This is a genomic window from Frankia sp. AgKG'84/4, assembly GCF_023242965.2.
Taxonomy (GTDB): domain Bacteria; phylum Actinomycetota; class Actinomycetes; order Frankiales; family Frankiaceae; genus Frankia.
Window position 1 is genome coordinate 1 of sequence record NZ_JALKFU020000022.1, and the last position, 22,713, is coordinate 22,713.

The 22,713-nt window shown below is 67.9% G+C and carries 18 protein-coding genes and 1 pseudogene; 9 read left to right on the top strand and 10 right to left on the bottom strand.

Going from position 1 to position 22,713, the window contains the following annotated elements; translation table 11 throughout:
• Positions 1-92: 92 nt before the first annotated feature.
• Positions 93-1,004: a response regulator transcription factor gene (locus tag MXD58_RS30985; protein WP_374615572.1), complete on the bottom strand. Its 912-nt coding sequence runs from the start codon at positions 1,002-1,004 to the stop codon at positions 93-95.
• An 84-nt stretch (positions 1,005-1,088) separates the two neighbouring features.
• Between MXD58_RS30985 and MXD58_RS03460 the strand changes: the two are divergent.
• Positions 1,089-2,013 (top strand): annotated as a pseudogene (locus MXD58_RS03460) (IS630 family transposase).
• Here the strand turns inward: MXD58_RS03460 and MXD58_RS03465 are convergent.
• The 4 genes from MXD58_RS03465 to MXD58_RS03480 all read right to left on the bottom strand — a co-directional run bounded on the left by MXD58_RS03465 (position 2,002) and on the right by MXD58_RS03480 (position 5,919).
• Positions 2,002-2,379, bottom strand: coding sequence for a DUF6841 family protein (locus MXD58_RS03465; RefSeq protein ID WP_248841153.1), 378 nt, complete (start codon positions 2,377-2,379; stop codon positions 2,002-2,004). The pseudogene MXD58_RS03460 and the gene MXD58_RS03465 overlap by 12 nt on opposite strands.
• A 352-nt stretch (positions 2,380-2,731) precedes the next feature.
• Positions 2,732-3,604 carry a class I SAM-dependent methyltransferase gene (locus tag MXD58_RS03470; protein WP_248841152.1) on the bottom strand — a complete coding sequence of 291 codons (873 nt, stop codon included), beginning with the start codon at positions 3,602-3,604 and terminating at the stop codon, positions 2,732-2,734.
• 95 nt (positions 3,605-3,699) lie between these two features.
• The gene (locus tag MXD58_RS03475; RefSeq protein ID WP_250609035.1) at positions 3,700-4,539 is read right to left on the bottom strand and encodes a cyclase family protein; all 840 of its coding nucleotides are present in this window, start codon (positions 4,537-4,539) and stop codon (positions 3,700-3,702) included.
• Between the two features lie 90 nt (positions 4,540-4,629).
• Positions 4,630-5,919: a serine hydrolase domain-containing protein gene (locus tag MXD58_RS03480; RefSeq protein ID WP_248841150.1), complete on the bottom strand. Its 1,290-nt coding sequence runs from the start codon at positions 5,917-5,919 to the stop codon at positions 4,630-4,632.
• A gap of 527 nt (positions 5,920-6,446) precedes the next feature.
• Here MXD58_RS03480 and MXD58_RS03485 point away from each other — a divergent pair.
• From MXD58_RS03485 to MXD58_RS03505, 5 genes are all read left to right on the top strand, one after another.
• Positions 6,447-7,100 (top strand): nitroreductase family protein, encoded by a 654-nt coding sequence (locus tag MXD58_RS03485; RefSeq protein ID WP_248841149.1) that lies wholly within the window; start codon positions 6,447-6,449, stop codon positions 7,098-7,100.
• Positions 7,097-7,762 carry a LuxR C-terminal-related transcriptional regulator gene (locus MXD58_RS30565; RefSeq protein ID WP_248841148.1) on the top strand — a complete coding sequence of 222 codons (666 nt, stop codon included), beginning with the start codon at positions 7,097-7,099 and terminating at the stop codon, positions 7,760-7,762. The genes MXD58_RS03485 and MXD58_RS30565 overlap by 4 nt, the downstream gene beginning before the upstream one ends.
• An 86-nt stretch (positions 7,763-7,848) precedes the next feature.
• The gene (locus MXD58_RS03495) at positions 7,849-9,051 is read left to right on the top strand and encodes a cytochrome P450 (RefSeq protein ID WP_248841147.1); all 1,203 of its coding nucleotides are present in this window, start codon (positions 7,849-7,851) and stop codon (positions 9,049-9,051) included.
• Positions 9,052-9,056: 5 nt separating this feature from the next.
• On the top strand, positions 9,057-10,040 hold the full coding sequence (locus MXD58_RS03500; protein ID WP_248841146.1) for an LLM class F420-dependent oxidoreductase: 984 nt from the start codon (positions 9,057-9,059) through the stop codon (positions 10,038-10,040).
• 183 nt (positions 10,041-10,223) lie between these two features.
• Positions 10,224-11,690, top strand: coding sequence for an MFS transporter (locus tag MXD58_RS03505; RefSeq protein WP_248841145.1), 1,467 nt, complete (start codon positions 10,224-10,226; stop codon positions 11,688-11,690).
• 105 nt (positions 11,691-11,795) lie between these two features.
• Here MXD58_RS03505 and MXD58_RS03510 read toward each other — a convergent pair whose 3' ends face one another.
• Positions 11,796-12,926 carry a GDSL-type esterase/lipase family protein gene (locus MXD58_RS03510; protein ID WP_248841144.1) on the bottom strand — a complete coding sequence of 377 codons (1,131 nt, stop codon included), beginning with the start codon at positions 12,924-12,926 and terminating at the stop codon, positions 11,796-11,798.
• A 195-nt stretch (positions 12,927-13,121) separates the two neighbouring features.
• On the opposite strand from MXD58_RS03510, the gene MXD58_RS03515 reads away from it, so the two are divergent.
• Both MXD58_RS03515 and MXD58_RS03520 read left to right on the top strand, forming a co-directional pair.
• On the top strand, positions 13,122-14,513 hold the full coding sequence (locus MXD58_RS03515; protein WP_248841143.1) for an acyltransferase family protein: 1,392 nt from the start codon (positions 13,122-13,124) through the stop codon (positions 14,511-14,513).
• A 110-nt stretch (positions 14,514-14,623) separates the two neighbouring features.
• Positions 14,624-15,088: a MarR family winged helix-turn-helix transcriptional regulator gene (locus tag MXD58_RS03520; protein ID WP_248841142.1), complete on the top strand. Its 465-nt coding sequence runs from the start codon at positions 14,624-14,626 to the stop codon at positions 15,086-15,088.
• Positions 15,089-15,306: 218 nt separating this feature from the next.
• Here the strand turns inward: MXD58_RS03520 and MXD58_RS03525 are convergent, their stop codons facing one another.
• From MXD58_RS03525 to MXD58_RS03540, 4 genes are all read right to left on the bottom strand, one after another.
• Positions 15,307-15,657 (bottom strand): ArsR/SmtB family transcription factor, encoded by a 351-nt coding sequence (locus MXD58_RS03525; RefSeq protein ID WP_248841141.1) that lies wholly within the window; start codon positions 15,655-15,657, stop codon positions 15,307-15,309.
• Between the two features lie 120 nt (positions 15,658-15,777).
• On the bottom strand, positions 15,778-17,628 hold the full coding sequence (gene asnB, locus MXD58_RS03530) for an asparagine synthase (glutamine-hydrolyzing) (RefSeq protein WP_248841140.1): 1,851 nt from the start codon (positions 17,626-17,628) through the stop codon (positions 15,778-15,780).
• Positions 17,625-19,094 carry a phenylacetate--CoA ligase family protein gene (locus MXD58_RS03535; protein WP_248841139.1) on the bottom strand — a complete coding sequence of 490 codons (1,470 nt, stop codon included), beginning with the start codon at positions 19,092-19,094 and terminating at the stop codon, positions 17,625-17,627. Before MXD58_RS03535 ends, asnB begins: the two co-directional genes overlap by 4 nt.
• A gap of 109 nt (positions 19,095-19,203) precedes the next feature.
• The gene (locus MXD58_RS03540) at positions 19,204-21,528 is read right to left on the bottom strand and encodes an HAL/PAL/TAL family ammonia-lyase (protein ID WP_374615578.1); all 2,325 of its coding nucleotides are present in this window, start codon (positions 21,526-21,528) and stop codon (positions 19,204-19,206) included.
• A gap of 618 nt (positions 21,529-22,146) precedes the next feature.
• Here MXD58_RS03540 and MXD58_RS03550 point away from each other — a divergent pair.
• Positions 22,147-22,521 (top strand): inorganic pyrophosphatase, encoded by a 375-nt coding sequence (locus tag MXD58_RS03550; protein WP_248841138.1) that lies wholly within the window; start codon positions 22,147-22,149, stop codon positions 22,519-22,521.
• Positions 22,522-22,713: the final 192 nt, after the last annotated feature.

A 22,713-nucleotide genomic window follows, 5' to 3' on the forward strand; every position in this document is an offset into this window, starting at 1 on the left:
TTACATGGGCGAAGCCAGTCGAGGTCTTCGCCGAATTGTTGGAAAGTCATGCGTCGCCATGACTACTTGATTCCGCCCATGTACCGTGTCGGTCAGTACTCGCCTGCGGTGGCCGCCGCCAGGCGGGCGACGAGCACGGCCTGCACGCGGGTACGCAGATCGAGCTTGAACAGGATGTTCGACACGTGGAACTTCACCGTCTTCTCGCTGAGGTTCAGGCCCTGGGCAACCTCGGAGTTCGACATTCCGGCGGCGACCAGCCGGAACACCTCCCGTTCGCGGCCGGTCAGGTCGCGCAGCCGTGCGACCTGCACGTGTCCCACTGGGGGAAGACGACCAAGAACGAAATTGACCAGGCGGCTCGCCACCTCCGGCGCGATATGGGCGTGCCCCGCACGGACGGCGCACAGGGCTCGTAGTATTTCTTGCTCGGAACTGTCCAGTCTGATCAGGCCGCGAGCACCGGCCGCCAGGTAGTCGGTGATGTGATGCGCCTCGTCGTACTGCGTCATTACCACTACTCTGGCTGGGTGGACGAGAGCCGACGCCTGGATCTGGCGAACGAGGCCAACCCCGCTCCCGACGTCGCAGGAATCGTGTAGAATGACTACATCAGGCGTGACCGATCGCATTATTTTCGCGACTTGCTGGCTGTCCAGTTCGACCACGTGTAACATACCGTTCATAACCTGAAGAACGGATCGTAGCCCCGCTTGGGCCAGGGGAGAAGAAGCGCAGATCATCACATTGGTCGGCTTGGCTGGCGATGCCGGGTGATAATGTAGCTCTGCTCCCGGACCACCTGCCGTGTGAACGTCGAGAGGGTCGGAGATCTGCGAGATCGTCAAGGTTCCTCCGCTTGGGCACGATGCATCCCTATCGGCGTTCTTAACCGAGATCGTCAGGTTCTTTCCGCACCGCACCGGCGGCAGGCGATGGACGCGCGCGGCGTTCACTTGCTGGTGGACGGAGCTCTGGCGGCCGGGCCCCGGGTTCGTTGCCATCAGGACGGCACGTCTAGTGTCTTGAGTCGCCAGTTGTTTTTTAGATCGTATGCTGGGGTTTTTCCGGGTCCGCGTGCTGTATCGATCGTGTTCTCCGAGGGCGAGCGGAAGGCGTTGGAGGTTTGGGTGCGTCGGCCAAAGACGTCGCAGGCGTTGGCGCAGCGGTCGAGGATTGTGTTGGCGTGTGCGGAGGGTGGGACGAACGGGCAGGTCGCGGCGCTGGCCGGGGTGTCGTTGCCGACGGTGGCGAAGTGGCGTGGGCGGATCGGTTGGAGGGGTTGGTCGATGAGCCGCAGCCGGGCCGGCCGCGCATGGTGTCCGACGACCAGGTCGAGGGAGTGATCACTCGGAGGTTGGAGGGGTCGCCGCCTGCTGGGGACACGCACTGGTCGACCCGGTCGATGTCGAGGGTGTCGGGGTGTATCTCAACCCGCCGGAGAAAGCGATTGTTCTCTACGTGGACGAGAAGAGCCAGATCCAGGCTTTGGATCGGACGGCGCCGGTGTTGCCGGGGACGCCGGCGCGGATGACCCACGACTATGTGCGCCACGGTACGACGAGCCTGTTCGCGGCGTTGGATCTCAGGCCAGGGGCTGTGATCGCCCAGTCCTACCGGCGGCACCGCCATCAGGAGTTCCTCCGGTTTTTGAAGCTGATCGATGCCTCAGCGCCGAAAGAGTACGACCTGCATCTGATCCTTGATAACTAGGCCACACACAAGACCCCGGCAGTGAAGAACTGACTGCTGAGCCATCCGAGATTCCACCTGCATTTCACCCCGACCTCGTCGTCGTGGATGAACCTGGTCGAACGCTGGTTCGGTGAGCTGACCAACCGCAAGCTCCGCCGGTCCGCCCACCGCTCTGTCGTGGAACTCGAAGTCGACATCCGCCGGTGGATCAACAGGTGGAACAAGGACCCGAAGCCGTTCGTCTGGACCAAGACCGCCGATCAGATCCTCGAGACCCTCGCAGCCTACTGCGAAAGAATTAACGACTCAGGACACTAACTGCACCTCGAAGCCGATCCTGGCGAGCACGCCCCAGCGATGGTCGGCGCGTTTGAGGATGTACAGGGAGTCGAACGTGGAGAGGCGGTCTCCAGTGGCGTCGAAGCGGCCGAACCGAACAGCGACGTGCGCGTTCGTGCGCGACTGATGAACGATGCTCCACGAGTCCAGGCTGCTGTGGCTCCAGCCACTGCCGAGCAGGTCTGCCAGCTCCTGCCGGCTGCGCTCGACATACTCCTCCCGTGTCTGCCAGACTGTCAGGGCGCCTTCGTGGACGCGGAGGTGGGGAAAGTGAATCGTGTCCGCCCAGGCATGGACGTCATGGCCGTTTAGGCCGGCGATGAATTCGTTCAGGGCGTCGAGCACGGCTTGCGTGGAACCATCGTCGGTCGTCGGCTTCGATGGGTCCGATCGAACTGGATCTTCCATATTATCCCCTATCCGGTTCAGGTGGTACCCTGCCAGTTAAAAAGGGAATGAGCGGCTCGAAAAACCTGGGTGAAACCTTTGGCGGACGGCTGCGGCTGGGAACGCGGAACCACAACCTAGAGATTGCCGCCATACCCGACCATCTGGGCTGGTGTGGCGGCGACGATGTGGCAGGCGTCCCGCCGGGGCGAGACGCCGACGCGAAATGCGTGGCAGCTAGTGAGAATACTGTAGACAGCAGAAGGTTTTGAGTCAAACTGTCTTGTAGCGCTCGATACTGAGGTGTTGGTCACTGCCCGGGGCGCCGACCCCATGCCGTGAAGACCGCGAGGGACACGTCATGGAATGCAGGCGACCTGAGCTCGGCATACGCCTCATCGAAGTCGTGATCCTGCACGGTCCCCTCCGCCACGATCGCGGCCCGGGTCTGCTCCAGCGTGAGGCGCCACCACTCGGCCTCCGCGTCCCCGCCGGCGATCAGCTGGAGCCGGGCGTCAAAGCCGACGTCCACCAAGCCGCCGCCCTCAAGGGGCACCGGCAGTGCTCGTGCCCACGCCGTGTCCGTACCGACCACCCGCTCCAGATGACGCCGGAACGCGAGCATCACCTTGCGATAGGCCGGATGGGGAGCGTTCTCTATGGGGAAGAAGGCGGGCTCCTCGACCACCAGCACCCCATGGGGCGCCAGCCAAGACGCGATCCGTGAGATCACCTGCTCCTGGTCGGGTAGATGCACCAGCACGTAACGGCAGTGAATGACGTCGAACGAGCCGGCGGGAAAGTCGTCGACATAGGCGTCGTGGCGCAGGACCTCCACGCCGTCCGCCGCCAGTCCGTCGACGAACCTGGTGTCGAGATCGGTCACAGTGGTTCGTGCGCCCTGCTCGGCCATCCATCGGGCCACGGAACCGGCTCCACCACCGATCTCCAGGCAACGGGTGCTTGGCCCGACGCCGAGGGCGCGCAGACGGCTGATGGTGTGGTGGTCGAGGACCGACTCGAGCAGCTGGAGCCGTTCCCACTCCGTGTCGAGCTCATGACTGAAAACGCCGTCTCGGTAGCGTTCCCGCCGCCACTGTGTCGGACGGCCGAACTCCTGGACACCGGGCTGCTGGGTGCCCTGGGCCGAGCCCGTGGGCGCGGGCGGGTAGATGTTGACCATTGCAGCTCCCTGGGGTCGTAGTGGTGCGAGATGCCTGCGGGCGCGCGTCACCGTCAGACGAGCGAGGTGCGGCGGGACGGGCCCCCGGCCGCGGCCTAGACCAGTGCGAAGACCCGGGCCTGGCCACCGGTGCCGTCACGGTGCCTGGGCGCGCCGACGATGATCAGCGAGCCGGAATCGGGCACCTGGTCGAGTCCGGCGAGGCACTCGATGCCGTACCGGCCGGCGGGCAGAAGCACGCGGTGGGTCTCAGGAGTGGCGGGGCGGGTTCCGGTGTCCAGGCTCGTCGTATCGGTTCCGACTCCGATCACCGCGCGATCCTCGACGAGGAACGCGGCGGTCTCGGGCGCGATACCGGGAAATCGGAAGATCCCTTCCGCCTCGTCAAAGTTCAGAAACGCCCCCGGCTGATGCAGGCGAGGTGCCCAGCCCGTTTCCATCGCCACGAAGGCACCGGCTGGTATGCGACCATGCGCACGCTCCCACCCAAGCAGATCGTCGACACCCAGTTCCGTGATGTTGTCGCGCTGCGCGCGTTCCCCTATACGCACCACGCACAACGGGGCGATGAGGTCTTGCGCCGGAATGCGGTCGACGGACAGACCCTCGTCGTCGAAGTGGCGCGGCGCGTCTATGTGCGTGCCCACATGCTCGTTCACCCGCAGCTCGAAGGCGTTGTACTCATCTGGTTCGAGAGAGGCGAGACGGCGGACCTCCGGAGGGTCGACGTACATCGTGAACACGGGCCAGTCCGGGCCGAGCACGTGGGTCAGATCGATCACCTGGCCGCGCAGCTCCGCCAGCGGGAGCGCGGCCCGCGGCGGGTGACCGGCACCCGCGGCGGGAGTTGTCTGCTCGGGACTCTCGGCGAGGTCCGGCTGCCGCGCCGGGTCCGTGCCCGGCGTGATACCGCTGACTGTGTGTGGCGAGCACATGCGGGTTCTCCTCCGATGGGAACCTGGTGGACGGCTCGGCTGCGCTGGGTCTGGGCGAGCGGCGCTGCGTCCGTCCTTGGCCGCGACCGTTCAGCCGAGGGCACGAACCGGCCGGGCGACGACGTCGTCCTCGAGGCGGGTGCGTGGCCGGCCGACCACCGCCTGGTTGACCAGCTGACGCAGTCGGGAGTGCAGCGGATAGGCACTGGAGGGCATGAGCTGTGCCATGAAAATCACAGTGAGGTCGGCGGCGGGGTCGACCCAGAAAATGGTGCTTGCCGCGCTGTGCCAGCCGAACTCGCCCGCCGAGTACAGCCCGCGGGTGCGGACCGGATCGGTGACCACGGCGAACCCCAGCCCGAAGCCCATGCCCTCGAACGGCATCTCGGAGAAGACCGGGCGCCCCACCGCCTGCAGGTCGCCACCGTCGGGGAGGTGATTGCGGGCCATCAGGTCGACCGTGCCCGGCGCGAGCAGGCGGACGCCCTGCAGTTCGCCGCCACCCAGCAGCATCTGCGCGAAACGGTGGTAGTCCGGCAGGGTGGTGACCAGGCCGGCGCTGCCTGATAGGCAGGCGGGACGGTTCAGCCCGGTTCCGGCCACGTGGTCGTCGCGCACCGCGCGGCCGTCCGGGCCGACCAGATAGAAGCCGGCGAGCCGGTCGGCGTCCTGCTTCGGTACCCAGAACCCGGTGTCCACCATGCCCAATGGCGCGAGGACGCGCTGGCAAAGGAACTCGTCGAGCGGCTGGCCCGAGGCGACCTCGATGACCCGGCCCAAGACGTCGCTGGAGACGCCGTAGTTCCAGGCCGAACCGGGTTGGAACAGCAGCGGGAACTCCGCCCAGCGCTCGCAGCAGGTGGCGAGGTCCATCCCAGGCGGTGTCGTCCATTCAAAGCCCGCCTCGCGGTACAGCTCGTCCACCGGATGCGCGCGGTGGAAGCCGTAGGTGAGGCCGGAGGTGTGGCTGAGCAGATGCCCGATCCGGATCGGATCCTGGAGAGGCTCCGAGACGGGTCGTGACACCGGGCCACGCCGGTAGACCCGGGTGTCGGCGAAGGCCGGAATGAAGGTCTCCAGGGGGTCCCGGAGACTGATAATTCCTTCCTCGACAAGGATCATCGCGGCCACGGAGGTCACCGGCTTCGTGATCGACCAGGCGCGGAAGATCGTGTTGAGCTCCATCGGGAGATTTGCCTCACGGTCGCGGTGTCCGCCTGCCGCGAGATGGGCGACCCGGCCGCCGCGGCTGACCCCAAGCAGCCAGCCCGCCAGTCGACCGCTGTCGACGTATTCGGCCAGGTAGGCGTCAATGCGCCCCAGCCGGCCCGCGTCCAGCCCGACATCGGCGGGATCGACCTCGATCTTGATGTCCGTCACGGTGCCTCCTGGTTGGAGTCAGCGAAAGGGATCGGCCGGTCAGGGGTTCGGGAGACCCGCTCACGCCCCGCCGGCACCGACGGCGATGACGCCGTCGTCAACAGCGCCTCAACAGGGTGGTGCACAAAGGCGATAGCGCGAGAGACGATGCCTCGCGAGCGGCGATTCAACAGCCGCACCGCGGGCACAAGTTCCACGGCAAGCAAAGGTTCAATAGTTTGTTACTTTTCGAACCGTACCACATGGGTAGCTCTGCGGCAAGGTTCGTGCACTCCTTGCCAACGACTCGTGCGGCCCCTAGGGTTTTGTTGCGAGATCGACCCGGGGAGTTGCCCCGTCGGCCGATGCGGTCCGACGCCGAATCGCATCGGCCCATCACCTGGGGTAGTGACTCGATTGCGATACGATTCGTTGCCTGTTCGGGCGGGCGCTTCCTCGCTTCACGTACCGGAAGTCGCGCCAGCCGTGTGGCCGGCCTAGGAGGCGGTCCGGACCGGTCGCACACACCTCCGACCGCAGGGGCACTCATGTCACGGCTCGACCTGTCGTCCGACGACCTTCTGCAGACGACCCGCGCGGTGCGCCGACGGCTTGATCTCGACCGGCCCGTGGAGCGCGACGTGCTGGAGCGCTGTCTGGCGCTCGCCGTGCAAGCGCCCACCGGGCGCAACCGACAGCGGTGGGACTTCGTCCTCGTCACCGACGACGCGGTCAGGGCCGGCCTGGCCGAGCTCTACCGGCTGGGATTGACCCGGCCCAGGGAGCACATCGCGCGCACCGGCGTGGACCGGACCGCCGGTGAGGCCCTCGCGCACCAGCGGATGTCGATCAGCGCCCAGCACCTGTTCGACAACCTGCACCGGGTGCCCGTGCTCCTCGTGCCCTGTCTGCAGGTGGCCGACCGGCGGGAGACCGCCAGCAACGTGGGCCAGGCGAACGCCTGGGGATCGATCCTGCCGGCGGTGTGGAGCTTCATGCTCGCTGCCCGGACGTTCGGGATCGGCACCGCCTGGACAACGCCCCACCTGCACTACGAGCGAGAGGCCGCCGACCTGCTCGGCATTCCCTACGAGAGGACGATCCAGGCGGCCCTCATCCCTGTGGCCTACACGGTCGGTACAGACTTCCGCCCCGGACCGCGGGTGGACGTCGGCGCCGTCACGCACTGGAACCACTGGTGACCACCGTCAGCGTCCTGCTCTACGTCCATCACCCACTGCAGGCGGTCGGCTTGCAGACGGTGCTGGCGGAGGCCGGCATCCTCGGGCGGCACGAGGCGACGGCGAGCTTCGGCGAGCTCACCGACGCCCTGCGGGCGCATCCGTGGTCTGTGCTCCTCGTCGACGACACGATGCCGGGGCCCGACCCGAACGAGGTGATCCGGCTCGCGGTCGGGGTGCGGCGGGACCCGCCGACCGGGGTCATCGTGCGCACCGAGCTGAGCCGGGACCCACTGCTGCTGGAACGGCTGCGGACGGGTGCCCGGGGTCTGATGCAATACGGGGGGCCCACAAGGGACGTGCCGGAAGCGGTCCTCGCGGTCGCCGCCGGCGGCACCTGGCTCGCCCCACCAATCGCCGCGTTCATCCTGGACATCGCGCAGCGGGTGCTCCCGCCCCACCACTCCCGGCCGGACAACCCGCTCGACGCTCTGACACGGCGGGAACGGGAGGTGCACGTCTCGCTGTCCTCCGGCATGTCGAACGACGAGATCGCGAAACAGCTACAGATCAGCCAGCGGACGGTCAAGTTCCACGTGTCGAACGTGCTGGCCAAGCTTCAGCTCCGCAACCGCACGCAGGTGGTCTCGCAGGGCATGCAGACCGGAGAGAGCTCGACCTAGCCGGCGGCAGACCAGTGGCAAGGTTACCACCATCGCATACATTTGTTCGATGATTAGCGAATTCTCGAACTAGTGAAGGAGACCTGGTGACCGCGAACCAGCCCGACCTCTTCCCCTTCCCGCCCGGCCCGCTGGGCGAGCCGCCCGAGCGGCACGCCGAACTGCGCGACGCCTGCCCGGTGACCCGGGTCAGGATGCCCAGTGGGGACCACGCCTGGTTTGTCAGCGGCTACGACGAGGTGCAGGCCGCCCTCGGTGACCGGCGGCTGTCCCGGGCAGCGCTACGCGAGCCGGGCGCGCCCCGTGTGATCAGCGGTCCGGACTTTTCCGACAACCCCTTCAACCTGCTCAACCAGGAGGGCCCCGACCACACCCGCCTGCGTCGCCTGCTGACGCCTGCCTTCACACCCCGCCGGGCGGAGGCCCTGCGCACGGGCGTGCAGCGCATCGCCGACGAGCTGATCGACGAGATCACATCGGGGCCCCAGCCGGCCGACCTGCACCACACCTACGCCGCCATCCTGCCCATCCACGTGATCTGCGAGATGGTCGGGGCGCCACGGGAGGACCGCACGCGCCTCCAGGAATGGACCGAGCGGCTGGTGAGCGTGACGGCCTTCACGCCGCAGGAGCGGCTGCGGGCGCGCGAGGAGTCCGCCGCCTACGTCGCAACACTCGTCGCCCGTCGCCGCGAGGAGCCCGGTGACGACCTGCTCAGCACGCTGATCGCAGCCCGGGACGACCAGGACCGACTCAGCGAACAGGAACTGGTCTGGCTGGGTATCAACCTGCTGGTAGCGGGCCATGACACGACCGTCGGGGCGATCACCCGCGGTGCGTTCGCGCTCCTGCGCCACCACGACGAGTTCACCCGGCTCGCCGCCGACCCCGCTCTTGTCCCGGCCGCCGTCGACGAACTGCTGCGGTACGCACCGCCCTCCGACATCGGGTTCATCCGGGTGGCCACCGAGGATCTGACCATCGGCAGTGTCGAGATCGCGCGTGGCGAGGGGGTGATCCCCGCCATGCACGCTGTGGGCCGGGACCGGCGGTACACCCCCGACCCGGACCGTCTGGACCTCGGCCGCAGCGACATCAGACATCTGGTCTTCGGCTTCGGCTCGCACTACTGCCCCGGGGCTGGGGTCGCCCGCATGGAGCTGGAGGTCGCCTTCGGTACGCTCGCCGCGCGGCTGCCGAAGCTGCGACTGGCCGTACCCGCTGAGGACGTCGAATGGATCGGCGGGCTGCTCACTCTCCGGCCGCGCAGCATGCCAGTGGAGTGGTAGGGCCCGTGCCCCGCCTCGGCCTCAACATCCCCGTCCCGATGATGAACCTGCGCGATCACCGCAAGCTCATCGGAGAGCTACCGAGCCTCGGTTACACCGACGTATGGACGGGCGAGGCGTCCGGCGCCGATGGATTCGTCCCGCTCGCCGCCGGCGCAGCCTGGTCCGACGTCCTGCGCTTCGGGGTCGCCGTGGTACCCGTGCAGACCCGCGGTCCCGCCGTCATCGCCCAGACGGCCGCGTCGCTCGCCGAGCTTGCCCCGGGCCGGGTGATCGTCGGGATCGGCTCGTCCGGCCCGAGGTTCGTGACCGGATTCAACGGCATCCCCTTCGACCGGCCCTACCAGCACGTCCGCGACACCCTGCAGTTCCTGCGCCGCAGCCTCGACGGCGGCATCGTCCACGGCGCCTTCGACACCTTCGACATCGACTCCTTCCAGCTCAGTCGCCCACCGGCGATCCCACCCGCCCTGATGGTCGGGGCCCTGCGGCCGAGGATGCTCACCCTCGGCTGGCAGTCGGCCGATGGTGTGATCACGAACTTCCTGTCGCCGGCCGACGTCACCCGGGTGCGTGCGGTCGTCGACCCGCTCGGTCCGCCCCGGGAGCTTGTGGCCCGGCTGTTCGTCATCCCGACGGCGGACGCCCGCATCGCCCGGCTGCTCGGAGCGCGGCTGCTCGCGCCGATTCTGGCCGCCCCGACCTACCACGCCTTTCACACGTGGCTCGGTCGGGCGGACCGGCTGGCGACGAGCCTGCGGCGCTGGCAGGCCGGCGACTACCTCGGCGCAGTGGCGGCCATCCCGGACGAGGTGACGGACGACCTGATCGTCCACGGCGATGCGGACGCCTGCCGGCGACGCATCGCCGAGTACGTCGCTGCCGGGGTGGACACGCCAGTGCTCATGATGTCCGGGATCGGCGAACTGGGGCTGGAGCCGAGCGACGTGTGGCGGGTCATCGCGGAGATGGCGGCCGACACCCGGTGACCCCATCGTGACGGCGGCCCGGTGGTGACGGCTGGCATGACGCCCAGAGATAGTCTGTCAGAAGATTGTCTTGCATCGACATTTCTGCAATGCTGGACCTCACTGCACCGTGGGTCGCCGACCCGCTGACCCGGATGGTCAGCGGCCCACGATGCCACCCCGCTACTGCCCCAGGAGGCTCGGATGAGCGCGCTTGAGATGGAGGCTGCGGTCGGGTCCGACACCCGGCGTCAGCAGATCACTCTTGCGGTTCTCTGCTCCCAGTTGTTCCTTGACTCGATGGACGTCTCGCTCGCCGCGGTCGCACTGCCCTCGATCGGCAAGGACCTCGACCTGTCCGCGGGAGCCCTGCAGTGGGTCATCTCGGGCTACGCCGTCTCCTACGGTGGTCTGTTGCTGTTGGGCGGCCGACTGGCGGACGTGGTGGGCCGGCGGCGGATGTTCAACGTCGCGACGGTGGCGTTCGTCCTGGCCAACCTGCTGGGCGGCCTAGTCTCCGTCGGCTGGGCGCTCATCGTGGCCCGGGTGCTTACGGGCGTGGCGGCGGCGTTCATCGCCCCGGCGGCGTTGTCGATCCTCACGACGACATTCCGGGAGGGGCCGGAACGTGACCGTGCGATGGGAGTGTTCTCCCTCACCGGGGCGAGCGGCTACACCGCCGGTCTCATCCTGTCTGGACTACTCACGCAGGTGCACTGGCGGCTGGTCTTCTTCGTGCCCGCCACCATCGCGCTGGTGGTGTCTGTGGTGAGCCGGATCGTCGTCCCGCCGGACCACGCCGACCATGGCGAGCGTCCCTCGTTCGATGTCAGCGGCGCCGTCTCGGTGACCGGCGGGCTGCTGCTGGTCGTGTTCGGGCTCAACCGCGGCGGCCAGGAGGGCTGGGCACAGGCCTCGACCCTCACGTGCCTGCTGGTCGGTGCCGCCCTGCTCGTGGTGTTCACGATCACCCAGCTCCGCGGGGCGGACCCGTTGATCCCGGCCAGGGTCCGGACCAGCGCACGTCTGGTCGCCGCCAACTCGATCGGGCTCTGCTGGTCGGCGGCGACCATCGGCTGGCAGTTCCTCGGCCTGCTGTACCTCCAACAGAACCTCGGCTACAACGCGCTGGAGGCCGGGCTGGCAATCGTGCCGATGGGGATCGCCATCTTCGCCGCGGTGCAGATCGCCATCCGGCTCATCCCCAAGCTCGGTCTGCATGTGCTCGCCACAGTCGGTCTGCTCTTCCAGGCGGCCGGCATCCTGCTGTTCATCCGGACGGGGGATCACAGCGCGTATGCCAGTGTGATCCTGCCCGGACTCATCCTGCAGGGTCTGGGTAACGGGCTGTCCTTCCCCGCCTTCAACATCGCTGGCGTGACCGGCGTGGAGAACCGTGACCAGGGGCTGGCCACCGCCATGATCACGGCGTCCGTCCAGCTCGGCGCCGGGATCGGGGTCGCCGTGCTCACCGCCGTGCTCACCGCCGGCGACGCGGTCGGTGACATCGCCACGGTGTCGGCATACCACCCGGCCTTCCTCGTCGCGGGAATCTTCTCACTGCTAGGGGCCACGATCGCGGTCGTTCGGATGAGGCCGGCCACGCAGCCCACGGTCGTCCCCCAGCAGCCTGCTGCCGAGACCGCGCAGCATTCGACCGCAGGCGGGTAGCGGTCGGCGACTGTCCCTGCCCCCAGGCGGACGGTCAGGTACGCAACCAGCGCGGGGTGGTCCGGGTCCGGTGATGAGGCCAGACCCGGACCACGCACGTACCGGTCAGCTCTCCCGTGCCCCATGGCCGAGAGCGCGCAACATCACGGAAACCCGTTGCGCGATCAGCTCCTCCCCGACGGGGGAGGGGTGCAGGTCGTCCAGCAGGACCGCGCGATCGGCCGAGCCGACGAGCGATCGTCCATCGATCAGATGCAGGTCTGGATCGCCCAGCTCCCGCAGCGCGTCGACCGCTGCCACGACCCCGTCGCGGATCTCCGCCAGGGTCGCGCCGACGGCGTTCGGCCGATCCTCCCGGCCGGGCGCGACGAGAGGCGAGACGACGACCACCGGTGTCCGCGGATGGCCCTCTCGGATCGTCTCCACGAAGCCCTGCACGGCCGGCGCCCAGGTCCGCGGGGAGAAGCCCGCCCGCAGGTAGACATTGATGCCGAGCTCCAGCGTGATGATGTCGGCGGGAAGTGCCCGGATGCCGCGCGCCACCGTGGGATCGAGATACGCCTGCGCGGCGAAGCCCAGGTTGTGCAGTCGCCAGCCCAGCGCTCGGGCGGCGAGGGCGGTCCACGTCTCGCTCGGCCCGGCCGCGAAGAGCGACTGGGTGATTGAGCTGCCGTAGACGACCCAGCGGGGGCCGGCATGCGGCGACGGTCGCACGGTGGTGTGGCCGAACAGGCGGATCGCGCCGACGAGGACGACGCCGCGGTGCGGCAGCCAGATCTCGACGACCGCAAGCCGTCCGGGCAGCTCAACCTCGATCTGGACGGGGCCCGGGTGTTCGCCGGCGACGCGGTGACGGCCGGCCAGCTCACCGTCGACGACCACGTCGAGAACCCCGGCGTCCTGGTCGGCGGCGAGCACGGACAGACCGATCACTCGGGCGTCGGTGCGTATGGCCGCCCGCACCCCCGCCGGCACACTGGCCAGGCCCGCCAGCGGCGCGGCTGGGGATACGGCGAGCCCGCGCGGCGGTAGCCGCCAGAACTGCCACCACGGCGCCTCACCGGTCACCTCGACAGCGCCCTCCCAGGCGAGCCTGGAGTCGGTCGGAGCGAACTGCTCGGGCGGGTCCGTCGGATCAGTCGCCCCGGCCAGTGGGCCGTGCCCGGACGGGACGGAGGACCGCGCCGAGGGCACGGCTCCCGTCGTGGGCGACGTGTCGCCATGGTTCATGGTCATCCGTTCGTCCTCCAACCTTCGGATCGCCTGCCTGGATCGGCCCCAGAGGCGAGCCCGGCAAATATGTAGTCCACAGATTATCTGTTGCCAGATCGAGAGCGCCATGTTATCGATTGTTCTGTCATCGTAGAACCAGCGAATCGTGGTGTCGGGATGTTCCCGGCCGGGTTCGCTGGATCAACCCTGGGGGATCTCGTGGACTCTGGCCCGCGCCTCGCCGCCCACCCCGTTCCGGCCAAGCCGGCAGACCCCGGCAGGGAACTCCGGAATCGACTCGAATCACTTACCAGCCTCCGCTTCGTCGCCGCCGTGGTCGTCTTCCTGTTCCACTCGTCTCTTGAGCCGCTTTTCTCCGACCCGGACGCCGGCCGGGCCTACGCGCGGGTCCTGGAGATGGCCGGCTGGATTGGCGTCAGCTTCTTCTTCGTGCTCAGCGGCTTCGTCCTGACCTGGTCGGCCCGATCGAACGACACGGTCCTCGGTGTGTGGCGGCGGCGGGCGGTCCGGATCTATCCGAATCATGTGGTGATGTGGGGCGTCGCCATCGTCCTCATGGGCTGGGCCGGCGGCATGCCGCAGTGGTGGCAGGCCGTACCCAACCTGTTCCTGGTGCATTCCATGATTCCGAAAATCACGGTGTTCTCGAACCTGAACGACGTCTCCTGGTCCCTGTCGTGCGAGGCCTTCTTCTACCTGCTCTTTCCGCTGCTCCTACGGATTGTCAACAGAATTCGGCCCGAGCGGCTGTGGTACTGGGCCGGGGCGGTCGCGGCCGCCGTGATGCTCATGCCCGCCGTCGCCCAGCTGCTGCCCGCCGGGCCGGCCCTGCCCTTCGATCCGACCTCGACCTGGCGGTTCTGGTTCGTTTACGTCTTCCCGCCGGTACGCACACTGGATTTCGTACTCGGAATGATCATGGCGCGCGTTCTTGTCGAGCGCAGATGGATCGGCCTGCGCACGACGCCAGCGGTGGCGCTGCTCGTGGCCGCCTATCTGTTGGCGCTGAACGTTCCGTTCCTCTATGGCCTGGCCGCGGTCTCGATCGTGCCAATGGCCCTGCTGATCCCCGCAGCCGCATCAGCCGATCTGGCCGGCCGGCCGTCGCGGCTACGCGCCCACGGGCTGGTGCGGCTGGGCGAGATCTCGTTCGCCCTGTACATGGTGCACCGCCTGGTGCTGGTGTACGGGAAGAAGGCGCTCGGGACCGATCTCACCTGGAGCACTCCGGTAGCACTGGGAGTGGTGGCGGCGGCGTTCGGCCTGTGCCTCACTGGCGCCTGGCTGCTGAGCACGTTCGTCGAATGGCCGATGGTGCGGCTACTCGGATCTCCCCGGGCCGACCGGCGCGCATCACTGTCGGATACACCGCCGGACGCGGCAGACGCCCCTGACGCAGGGGACGCCCCCAGCGCGGTGGACGTTCCGAACACAGTGGACGTCCCGGACACGGCGGACGCTCCGGACACGGCAGATGGGGTAGACGCGCCGGGCGCGACGGCGGGGATCACCCCCGGGAGCAACGACCTGCTGGTTGATCTGCCGGTTCCCCGGGCCGAGAGTGGCGTTGACGCCGGAACAGCACCGTGACGAGCGGCTATCGTAGGCCAAGCTGGACAAGGCGCCTGCCGGCGACACTCGGTCTGCCGGCGTACTGGACGTAGGACGGTGCTGGACATGCGAGGAACCGGTCAGTGGAAGTGACCTCAGTCACCAGTGCCAACCCTTCCACCTCGTCAACGTATTTCTCCCAGATCGCGGCTGAGCGGGTCGATGTGGCGCTGTGTCGCGTCTCGACACAGGTGGCCAAGGCCATGGACGCGGCGTTTGGCGACGCTCGCCTGTCGGTCAGCCAGCACCTCGTGCTCGGCATGCTCGCGAGGGTCGGTGCCGTCTCGCAGCAGGAGCTGAGCGAGCAGCTGCGGATCGATCGCAGCGTGATGGTGGGATGCATCGACGGCCTGGAAGACGCGGGGTTCGTGCGTCGCGAACGCAATCCGCATGACCGACGCGCCTACGCGGTCGTCCCCACCGGCGCCGGCCTCGCCGCGCTGGAGGAGGTCGACCGCGGCATGACGGACCGCCTTGATCGGGTCTTCGGTGCACTCAGCCCGAGCGAGCGCGCCGAGTTCGGCCGGCTGGCCCGCAAGGTGCTGGATGTCTGAAGCCTGATCGTCGACCTGTGCGGCGCTGCCGCGTGGTCATGGTCCTGTCCGGACTGAACAGCCGATCGACGTCGACTCGTCCGCGGGCGACAGACCTCGATCGGCGGGAGGCCGTGCCGCGGCACGGCGGCCACCGCTATGCCACCGGCGCGGGGGGCCCGTCACAGACCGCGAGCGGTAGAGGCCCAGGCGGCGGGCTGGGCCGCCGTGCGTGGGGCTCACGGCGACTCGGCACCCGCGCCGTCGTCAGCGGACGTGTCGTCAGTGGAGGTATCGAGGATCCGCAGGACGGCATCGAACAGCCCGGGGAAGCGCGCGTCAAGGTCCTCCCGCCGCAACGAGACGTAGCGGTGGGTCCCTTCGATCTTGGTCCTCGTCACGCCCGCCTCGCGCAGCACCCGAAGGTGGTGGGACAGCGTCGATTTCGAGACATTGACGCTCAGGGCGGCGCAGGACTGCTCGCGGACCGCGGCCTGTCGGACGATCTCCAGCCGCACGAGATCGCTGAGGGCGTGGAAGACGCTCGCCAGCTGCAGGTTCTCCCGGGACGGGTGGGTGAGGGCACGCACCTCGGACAGCCTCCGCTCTATGCGCGCCCCTCAGCCGGTGGTGGGGCCGCCATGTTCCTCAGATAGTTTCACATCTGAGAAACTTTAGAACATGGCGACCCGGCCCGACCAGCATTCAGCTCAGATCCGGACGCGCACGCCATAGTCCTTCAGCCAGGCGTTGAGCGCCAGCGCCCGGGGCAGCCACGGCGGCGGTGTGAAGGAGCCGTTGGTCCAGGCCCCGCCCTGCGCCATCTGGCGCAGCACGTCGGCGTCCAGCAGCTGTAGGACCGGCGAGTCCTGGTCCGACAGCAGGGCGAGCACCGCGGACCGCACGGCTGAGAGGTAGCGCGGGCTCTGGCCGAACGGGAACCCGCTCTTGGGCCGCTGCACGACCGCCGCGGGCAGCAGGCTCTGGCCGGCGGCGCGCAGCAGGCTCTTCTCCCGTTCGCCTCGTCCGCGCAGCGACCACGGCACGTTCCAGACGTACTCGACCAGCCGGTGGTCGGTGAACGGCAGGCGGACGTTCAGCCCGACCGCCATCGACATCCGGTCTTTGCGGTCGAGCAGGAACGGCAGGAACCGGGTCAGCTGCAGGTAGGTGACCTCCCGCAGCCGCCGATCCACGCCCTGCTCCCCGTCGAGGACGGGGACCTCGGCAAGCGCCTCGCGGTAGCGGGCATCCACATAGGCATGCAGGTCAAGCCGGCGCCGTAGGTCCGCGGAGAGCACCGCGTTGCGATCCAGCACGCCGGCCGACCACGGGAAGCTCCCTGTCGCCTGCGTGGCCTCGGCGGCGAACCAGGGGTAGCCGCCGAAGATGTCGTCCGCGCCCTCACCCGACAGCGCCACCCCGAGATGGCGCCGCACCTCCTGGAACAGCAGGTATAGCGAGACGTCCAGATCTCCGACCCCGGGAATGTCGCGCGCGCGCAGGGACGTGCCCAGGTGGTCCAGCAGTGACGGCGCCGCCAGCAGGACCTCGGAGTGGTTGGTCCCGACGTGGTCGACGACGGCCTGGACATACGGAGCGTCCCGGCTCCCGTGCAGCGCGTCCGCGGCGAAGTCCTGCTCGCTGTCAACGAAGTCCACCGAGTAGGTCGCCAGTTTGCCCTGGCCACGCTGCGCCCTCGCCTGGGCGGCGAACGCGGTGATGACACTGGAGTCAATGCCGCCCGAGAGCAGGGATCCGACCGGGACATCCGCCTCGGACTGGCTGGACACCGCCCGGGCGAGCAGCTGCCTGGCCCGGCCCGTGGTCGCAGCCAGGTCGTCGCGGTGCGGCTCGGCGGGCAGGCTCCAGTACCGGGTGTGCCGCACGCTGGTGCGGTCGAACCAGACCGTGTGTCCCGGCCGCACCTCACGCAGGCCGCGGTACACCGCGTCGCCGGGTCGCTTCGCCGCGACCACGAAGATGTCCGCGAGACCTTCCGCGTCCACCTCCGGTTCGAACAGCGGATTCGCCAGCAGGGCCTTCGGCTCAGAGCCGAACAGGATGCCGCCGTCGTACGCCAGGTAGTACAGCGGCGCGACGCCGAGGCGGTCCCGAGCCAGCAGCAGGCCATGCCGGTCGGCGTCCCAGAGCGCGAGGGCGAAGGTTCCGACCAGGTGCTCCACCACCGCCGTGCCCCACACCTCGTACGCCGCGAGCACCTCGGCCGGCGCGCCGGCCGCGCCACGCGGGCGGTGTCCACGGGCGGCGAGGGCGGCACGCAGCGTGTCCCGTTCGAACAGGTCTCCGTCGAGGGCCAGTGCGAGGGTTGGCTCGCCGGACCGGGTCGACCCGTCATCCCTGACCGTCGTGAGCGGGCCACCGGCACCGGTGCCCTCCCAGGTGCTGTCGCGGCGCTGCGCGAGCGCCACGTCGGTGGCCAGCCAGACCCCGCCGCCGTCGCGTCCGCGGTGGTCCAGCGCCGTGGTCATCCGGTCGACGGTCTCGCGCTCGCGTACGAGGTCGCGTTCCCAGTCGACCCATCCGGTGATGCCGCTCATGGCTGGACCACCGGCAGATGCGTCGACACCGCGACCGAGGAGGAGACCAGGTCGACCGTCGATCGGACCTGCGACAGGATCGGCTCGCGCAGGCGCGCCCAGTTCCGCTCGTCCGTGACATCTAGGACTCGGGACAGCTTCCAGCCCATGTACTGGCCGAGCGAGGCCAGCGGCGGCAGGGCCTCCACCGGACGAACGACCAGGTCGTAGCCCTCGAACAGCGGAGCCAGCCGGTCGGCCGTCGCCACGGACCAGGCGTCGTCCACCGTGCCGGTCGTGGTCACCAGACACACGATCGTACGGTTGTGCAGCACCAGCATGTAGTTCAGGACCGTGACGTCGCCGGCGGGAACCTCCCACAGCGCCGCCTCGAAATCGTTCTGTCGGACGCCCCGGCCGTCCAGGGTGATGACGTCCTGCGCACGGCCGAGTGTCCGCAGCACCGGCTGCGCCACCCCGCAGGGGCACGGGCTGGGATCGATCTCCACCAGGTCGCCGATGCGGTAGCGCACCAGCGGACGGGCCGGCAGATCCAGTGTCGTGATCACCAGCTCACCGCGCGTGGCAGTGATCCCGGCTGGCTCGACGGAATCGCCCACGACCAGTTCCAGAAGGTAGCTCTGGGTCTGTAGGTGCAGCACACGGTGCTCGCAGGAGATCGCGATGGTACCGGTCTCGGAGGAACCGTAGGAGCAGACATAGGCGGTCGCCGCGGTGAGCCGCTCAAGGTGCCGCAGAAAGGCCGGGCCGGTCTGCTCGGCCATCAGCAGCAGCTTGTCGAAACGCGGCACCGGCAGGTTGTTTTGGTAGGCGAACTGAATCATTTCGAGCAGTCGCGACGGCGGCCCGACGAAGACGTTCACGCCCATGCCGTCGACCAGCCGGAGAATTCTGGTGTAGTCGCCGGTGATGTTGTCGACCCACGGGCGCAGGGAGAGGACCTGCAGGTACTCCAGGACCTTCTCGAACTGGTACGCGGCAGGCGCGAATGGTGCGTTGATCAGGATGAGCGCCCGATCGCTGGAGGTGAGGAACCGCCCCCACATCTCACCGAAGTTCACCGTGTTGACGAGCAGGTCATCGAGGGCCTTGGGCGCGGCGACCGGTTCCCCGGTGGTCCCGGAGGACTCGTAGTAGTGCAGGAAGTCGGGCAGCTCCCGGGTGAAGGCGGCCTGACCAGCCTCACTCAGAGCCTGTTTCCCGAGAAGCGGCAGAGCCGGTAGCACCTCGTGACGCGCCCGGTCCGGATCGAGGGATCCCGACGCGATGGTCTGACGGACATCCGCCGGGATGCTCTCGCGATAGAGGTCCGAGGAAAGGGCGGCGGTCAGCGTGTCCACCAGCTTCGTGTTCTGGATCGCCGCCAGATCTGCCGTTCCGTTCATCACGGCGTTGACGACGTCGACGTGCTCCTGCTGACGCTTCTCCAGATCTCGAACGGTCTCGTGGTCGCGGATAAGCAGCACGTGTGGCCTCCTGTGGGGGTTCGTCGCCTTTGGGGAGTCAGCTCGGCGGTGCTCAGGCGCGCCCGAGAGCCGCCCGTGCAGGTCCTGGCGGCAGGTCCACCGCCGGCGGTCAGAGAGACGAGACGGTCTCGGACACAGCCCGGGTGGGGTCGGTACTGACCCCGAGCGCGATGGCACCCTGCGGATTGACAGGCGATCCAAGGGCTGCCCGGCGCAGGACACCATTGACGATCATTCCGGCGACCGCCTCGATGTCCTGGTCCATCCGCCGGTCCCGGTCCAGGAGCGGAACCCGGGCCCGGATTGCCGCGTGGACCCGTTGAAGGGCCGGCGCCGTCCGCTCGGGACCGCGGATGTCGACCGCCTGAGCGAGCGCGAGCAGATGGATGGCCGCGACGCGCACAGTGAGCGAGACGATGGTCCGAGCATCCCGGGCGGCGATCGTCCCCATGCTGACCTTGTCCTGGTTGTGAGCCTCGGTCGAACGCGAGAACACTGTCGCGGGCGCCGCGGTCTTCAACGCCTCGGCGGTGATGGCGGAGGCCGCGATCTGCATTCCCTTGAAGCCGTGATGCAACCCGGCCTGTTCCTCACCGTCGGCACTCGGCAGGATCAGGTTGGCCGGCAGGCCCGCGTTGAACCGCTCGTCGACCAGCCGGGCGAGCTGGCGGTCGAGCAGATCCGCCGTACTCGCCACCGCGGTCTTCAGGCTGTCCATCGCCTGCCCGACGTGACCGGCATAGAAGTTACCGCCATGATGGACCTCACCTTTGAGATCATCGAACAACGGATTGTCCGTGGCCGAGTTGACCTCAATCTGCAGCCAGTCCTCCACCCAGGTCAGCGTGTCCCGGAGAACCCCGATCACCTGGGGTGCGCAGCGTAGCGAGTAGCTGTCCTGGATGCGCTCGTCGAGGACTGCGTGACCGCGGCCCGCAATGGGATCCAGACGCATGAGAATCTCGTCATAGCTCAGGGTCAGAGCGGAGCCGTTGAGGAGGGTGCGCACGACGGAGGCGCTCTTCTCCTGGCCGGGGTGCGGCTTCGCGGCATGCACGAACGGGTGGACATGCGAGGTGTTTCCGCGCAGTGCCTCGTAGGCCATGGCGGTCGCTAGTTCGGCGGCGAAGGCGAGCTCCTGCGCATCCGAGACGGCCAGGACGGCGAACGCCGTGGTGAAGGAGGTGCCGTTGATGAGGGCGAGGCCCTCCTTTGGCTCCAGGACGACCGGGCTGATCTTTTCGGCGGCCAGCGCCGAGGCGGCCGGAACAACAGCGCCCTGGTACCGGACGTCCCCCTCGCCCAACAGCGCCGAGGCCACATAGCACAACGGCACGAGGTCTCCGCTGGCACCCAGCGATCCGCGTTCCGGAACCAGGGGGACGATACCCGCGGCGACATGGCGAAGGAGCGTCTGCACGACCTGGGGCCTGATGGCGGACCGGCCGGCTGCCAGGCAGTTGGCTCGGATAATCATCGTGGCCAGCACCACCTCCTCCTCGGCAATCGGCCCGACGCCGTTGAGATGGTAGGTGATGAGATTTCTTTGGAGCTCCGCCGCCCGGTCGGGTGATATCTGGTTATTGCAGCTGTCGCCGAATCCCGTCGTCACCCCGTAGATGGGCAGGCCCTGGGCGAGCAGAGTATTTCTCAGATCCACGGTCGCACGCATCTTCTCGATCGCCGACTCGGCAAGGACGGCAGATCGATCCGGTGATTTCACAAATTTGACAATATCGATGAGATGTAGCGAACGGCCGTCGAGAATCGGCTGGTTCACGGGTGGGGCAGACATGGAAAAATACTCCCTGCGACGCGTCGACGGCGGCCCTAATATCAATACTGACCAGTCTCGTACGGGCAGCATGGAATTGCTTCGACCCGAGGACGGGAGTACATCCAGGCCCTGGGGCCAGTAGCCCAGCCCGCCGTCCCGGCAACGGGTATGGGTACAGCACCAGCGGGCGAGGGGGCGATCGGAATGCTGGGCGGAATGTGGCGCCGAGGCGGGCACAGGCCGTGCACCCGTGCACCCGTGCACCCGCGAGGACATCGCGCCCCCGGTCGGGGATTCCACCGTGGTCTGCATGGCCTGGAGGAGGCCAAGTGCAACTTCGCCCCAGCCGATCAGCAGTAACGGGCCGACCGCGTCGAACGCGGCACGCCCATAGTGACCGGCGATCAACGGTTCGGCGACGCTCAGAGCCAGGGTGACGAGACTGGCGAACAGCAGCAGGCGCCGCACCGCGCGCAGCACCTCCACGGGCCCGCCGTTCACAGAGAGTCGCTGGCTACCGATCAGCAGGCCGATGACCGACAGATCAACAGCGGGCGCGGCCAAGGGCCCGATCCACATCGGAACACCCAGACGCAGCCCGAGCGCGAGCACATTGCCGAACCCGAAGCAGAACGTCAACGCGACCACCACACCCACGATCACGGTCCCAGGCGGGCCGAAGCATCCGACCCCGCCCGAAATTCGGAACATATGTTTGATTCGCTAGATGATGTAGAAATTGGCGCGGTCATTGGGCATCGTCCCTGGTCGGGGCCCTGGTAGCGACCGGTCGGACAGTGATTTCAGGGCCGGCAATCAAGATCGAAGGGTTCGGATGCTGGTACACGTGGTCCACACATTTTTTGATCAAGTCTCTGACCTGGGTGAATGCGGTTCGCGGTCTATCGTGTTGAGATTCGGCACAATGGATCGGTGCTGGTCAGGATCTCGACAGTCGGTTCGAGCCCGGCCGGACGGCCATGTTGCGGCCATGTGAACCGCATCCGCTTCACCGGATGTACTGGGCGGCAGCTTCGGAGGACGCCCACGATCGCCACAGGCAGCCCGGGTCGGCACCAAGAAGATGTAGGCAATCTGTTCGCCGATGGCCTGGCGCAGGGGTGAAGGAGACGGTCGCTCCCGGATGCCGTCCACCATCGCCGTGACCCCGGCCGGGCCCCGCCGTTCACGCTGGTGGGCAGGACAATGCACATGGCCTTGGGCACTTCGTGCCCGTGGCCACTCTCGTGGACGCCCCTCGATTCGGTGGAGATCATGTCTGACACGTCCGGCGCGCGGCTGTTCGGCAATCTCGACAAGTTGGTGGCTACCTCACATCTGGTGGTGGACCGACCGGCCGGCAGCAGGCACCCACGGGTACCGCTGGCCGTGTACCCGGTCGACTACGGCTACCTGGAGGGCACCGTGGCTGCGGACGGCGGCGGGGTGGACGTCTTTCGCGGCAGCGCTGTCGGCGCTGGCGTGGTGGGATTCTTCGTGACGGCGGATCGGGGCAAACGTGACGTGGAGGTCAAGGTACTGATCGACTGCACCGCCGGCGAGATCGAGCGGGTGCGGCGACTGCTCGACGACGTCCTGGGGATCGGCGGCCTGCTCGTGCCGCGGTGTGTGGAGACCGCTACTGTATGAGAGCAGCAGCTGATCGAACCCTAGGCCATGCGTCAGCCGGAAAGCCTTGAGGAGTATCTCGGAGCCGTGTCCGGTCGCAATCTTTCTCGGCGGTTCTACGAGCAGGCGGTTCGGCAGGTGTCAAGTCAAATGAGACAGTGGATCTTCGGTTGGTTGGCTTGGTACTGGCTGGTTGATCCACACGGTGTCGGG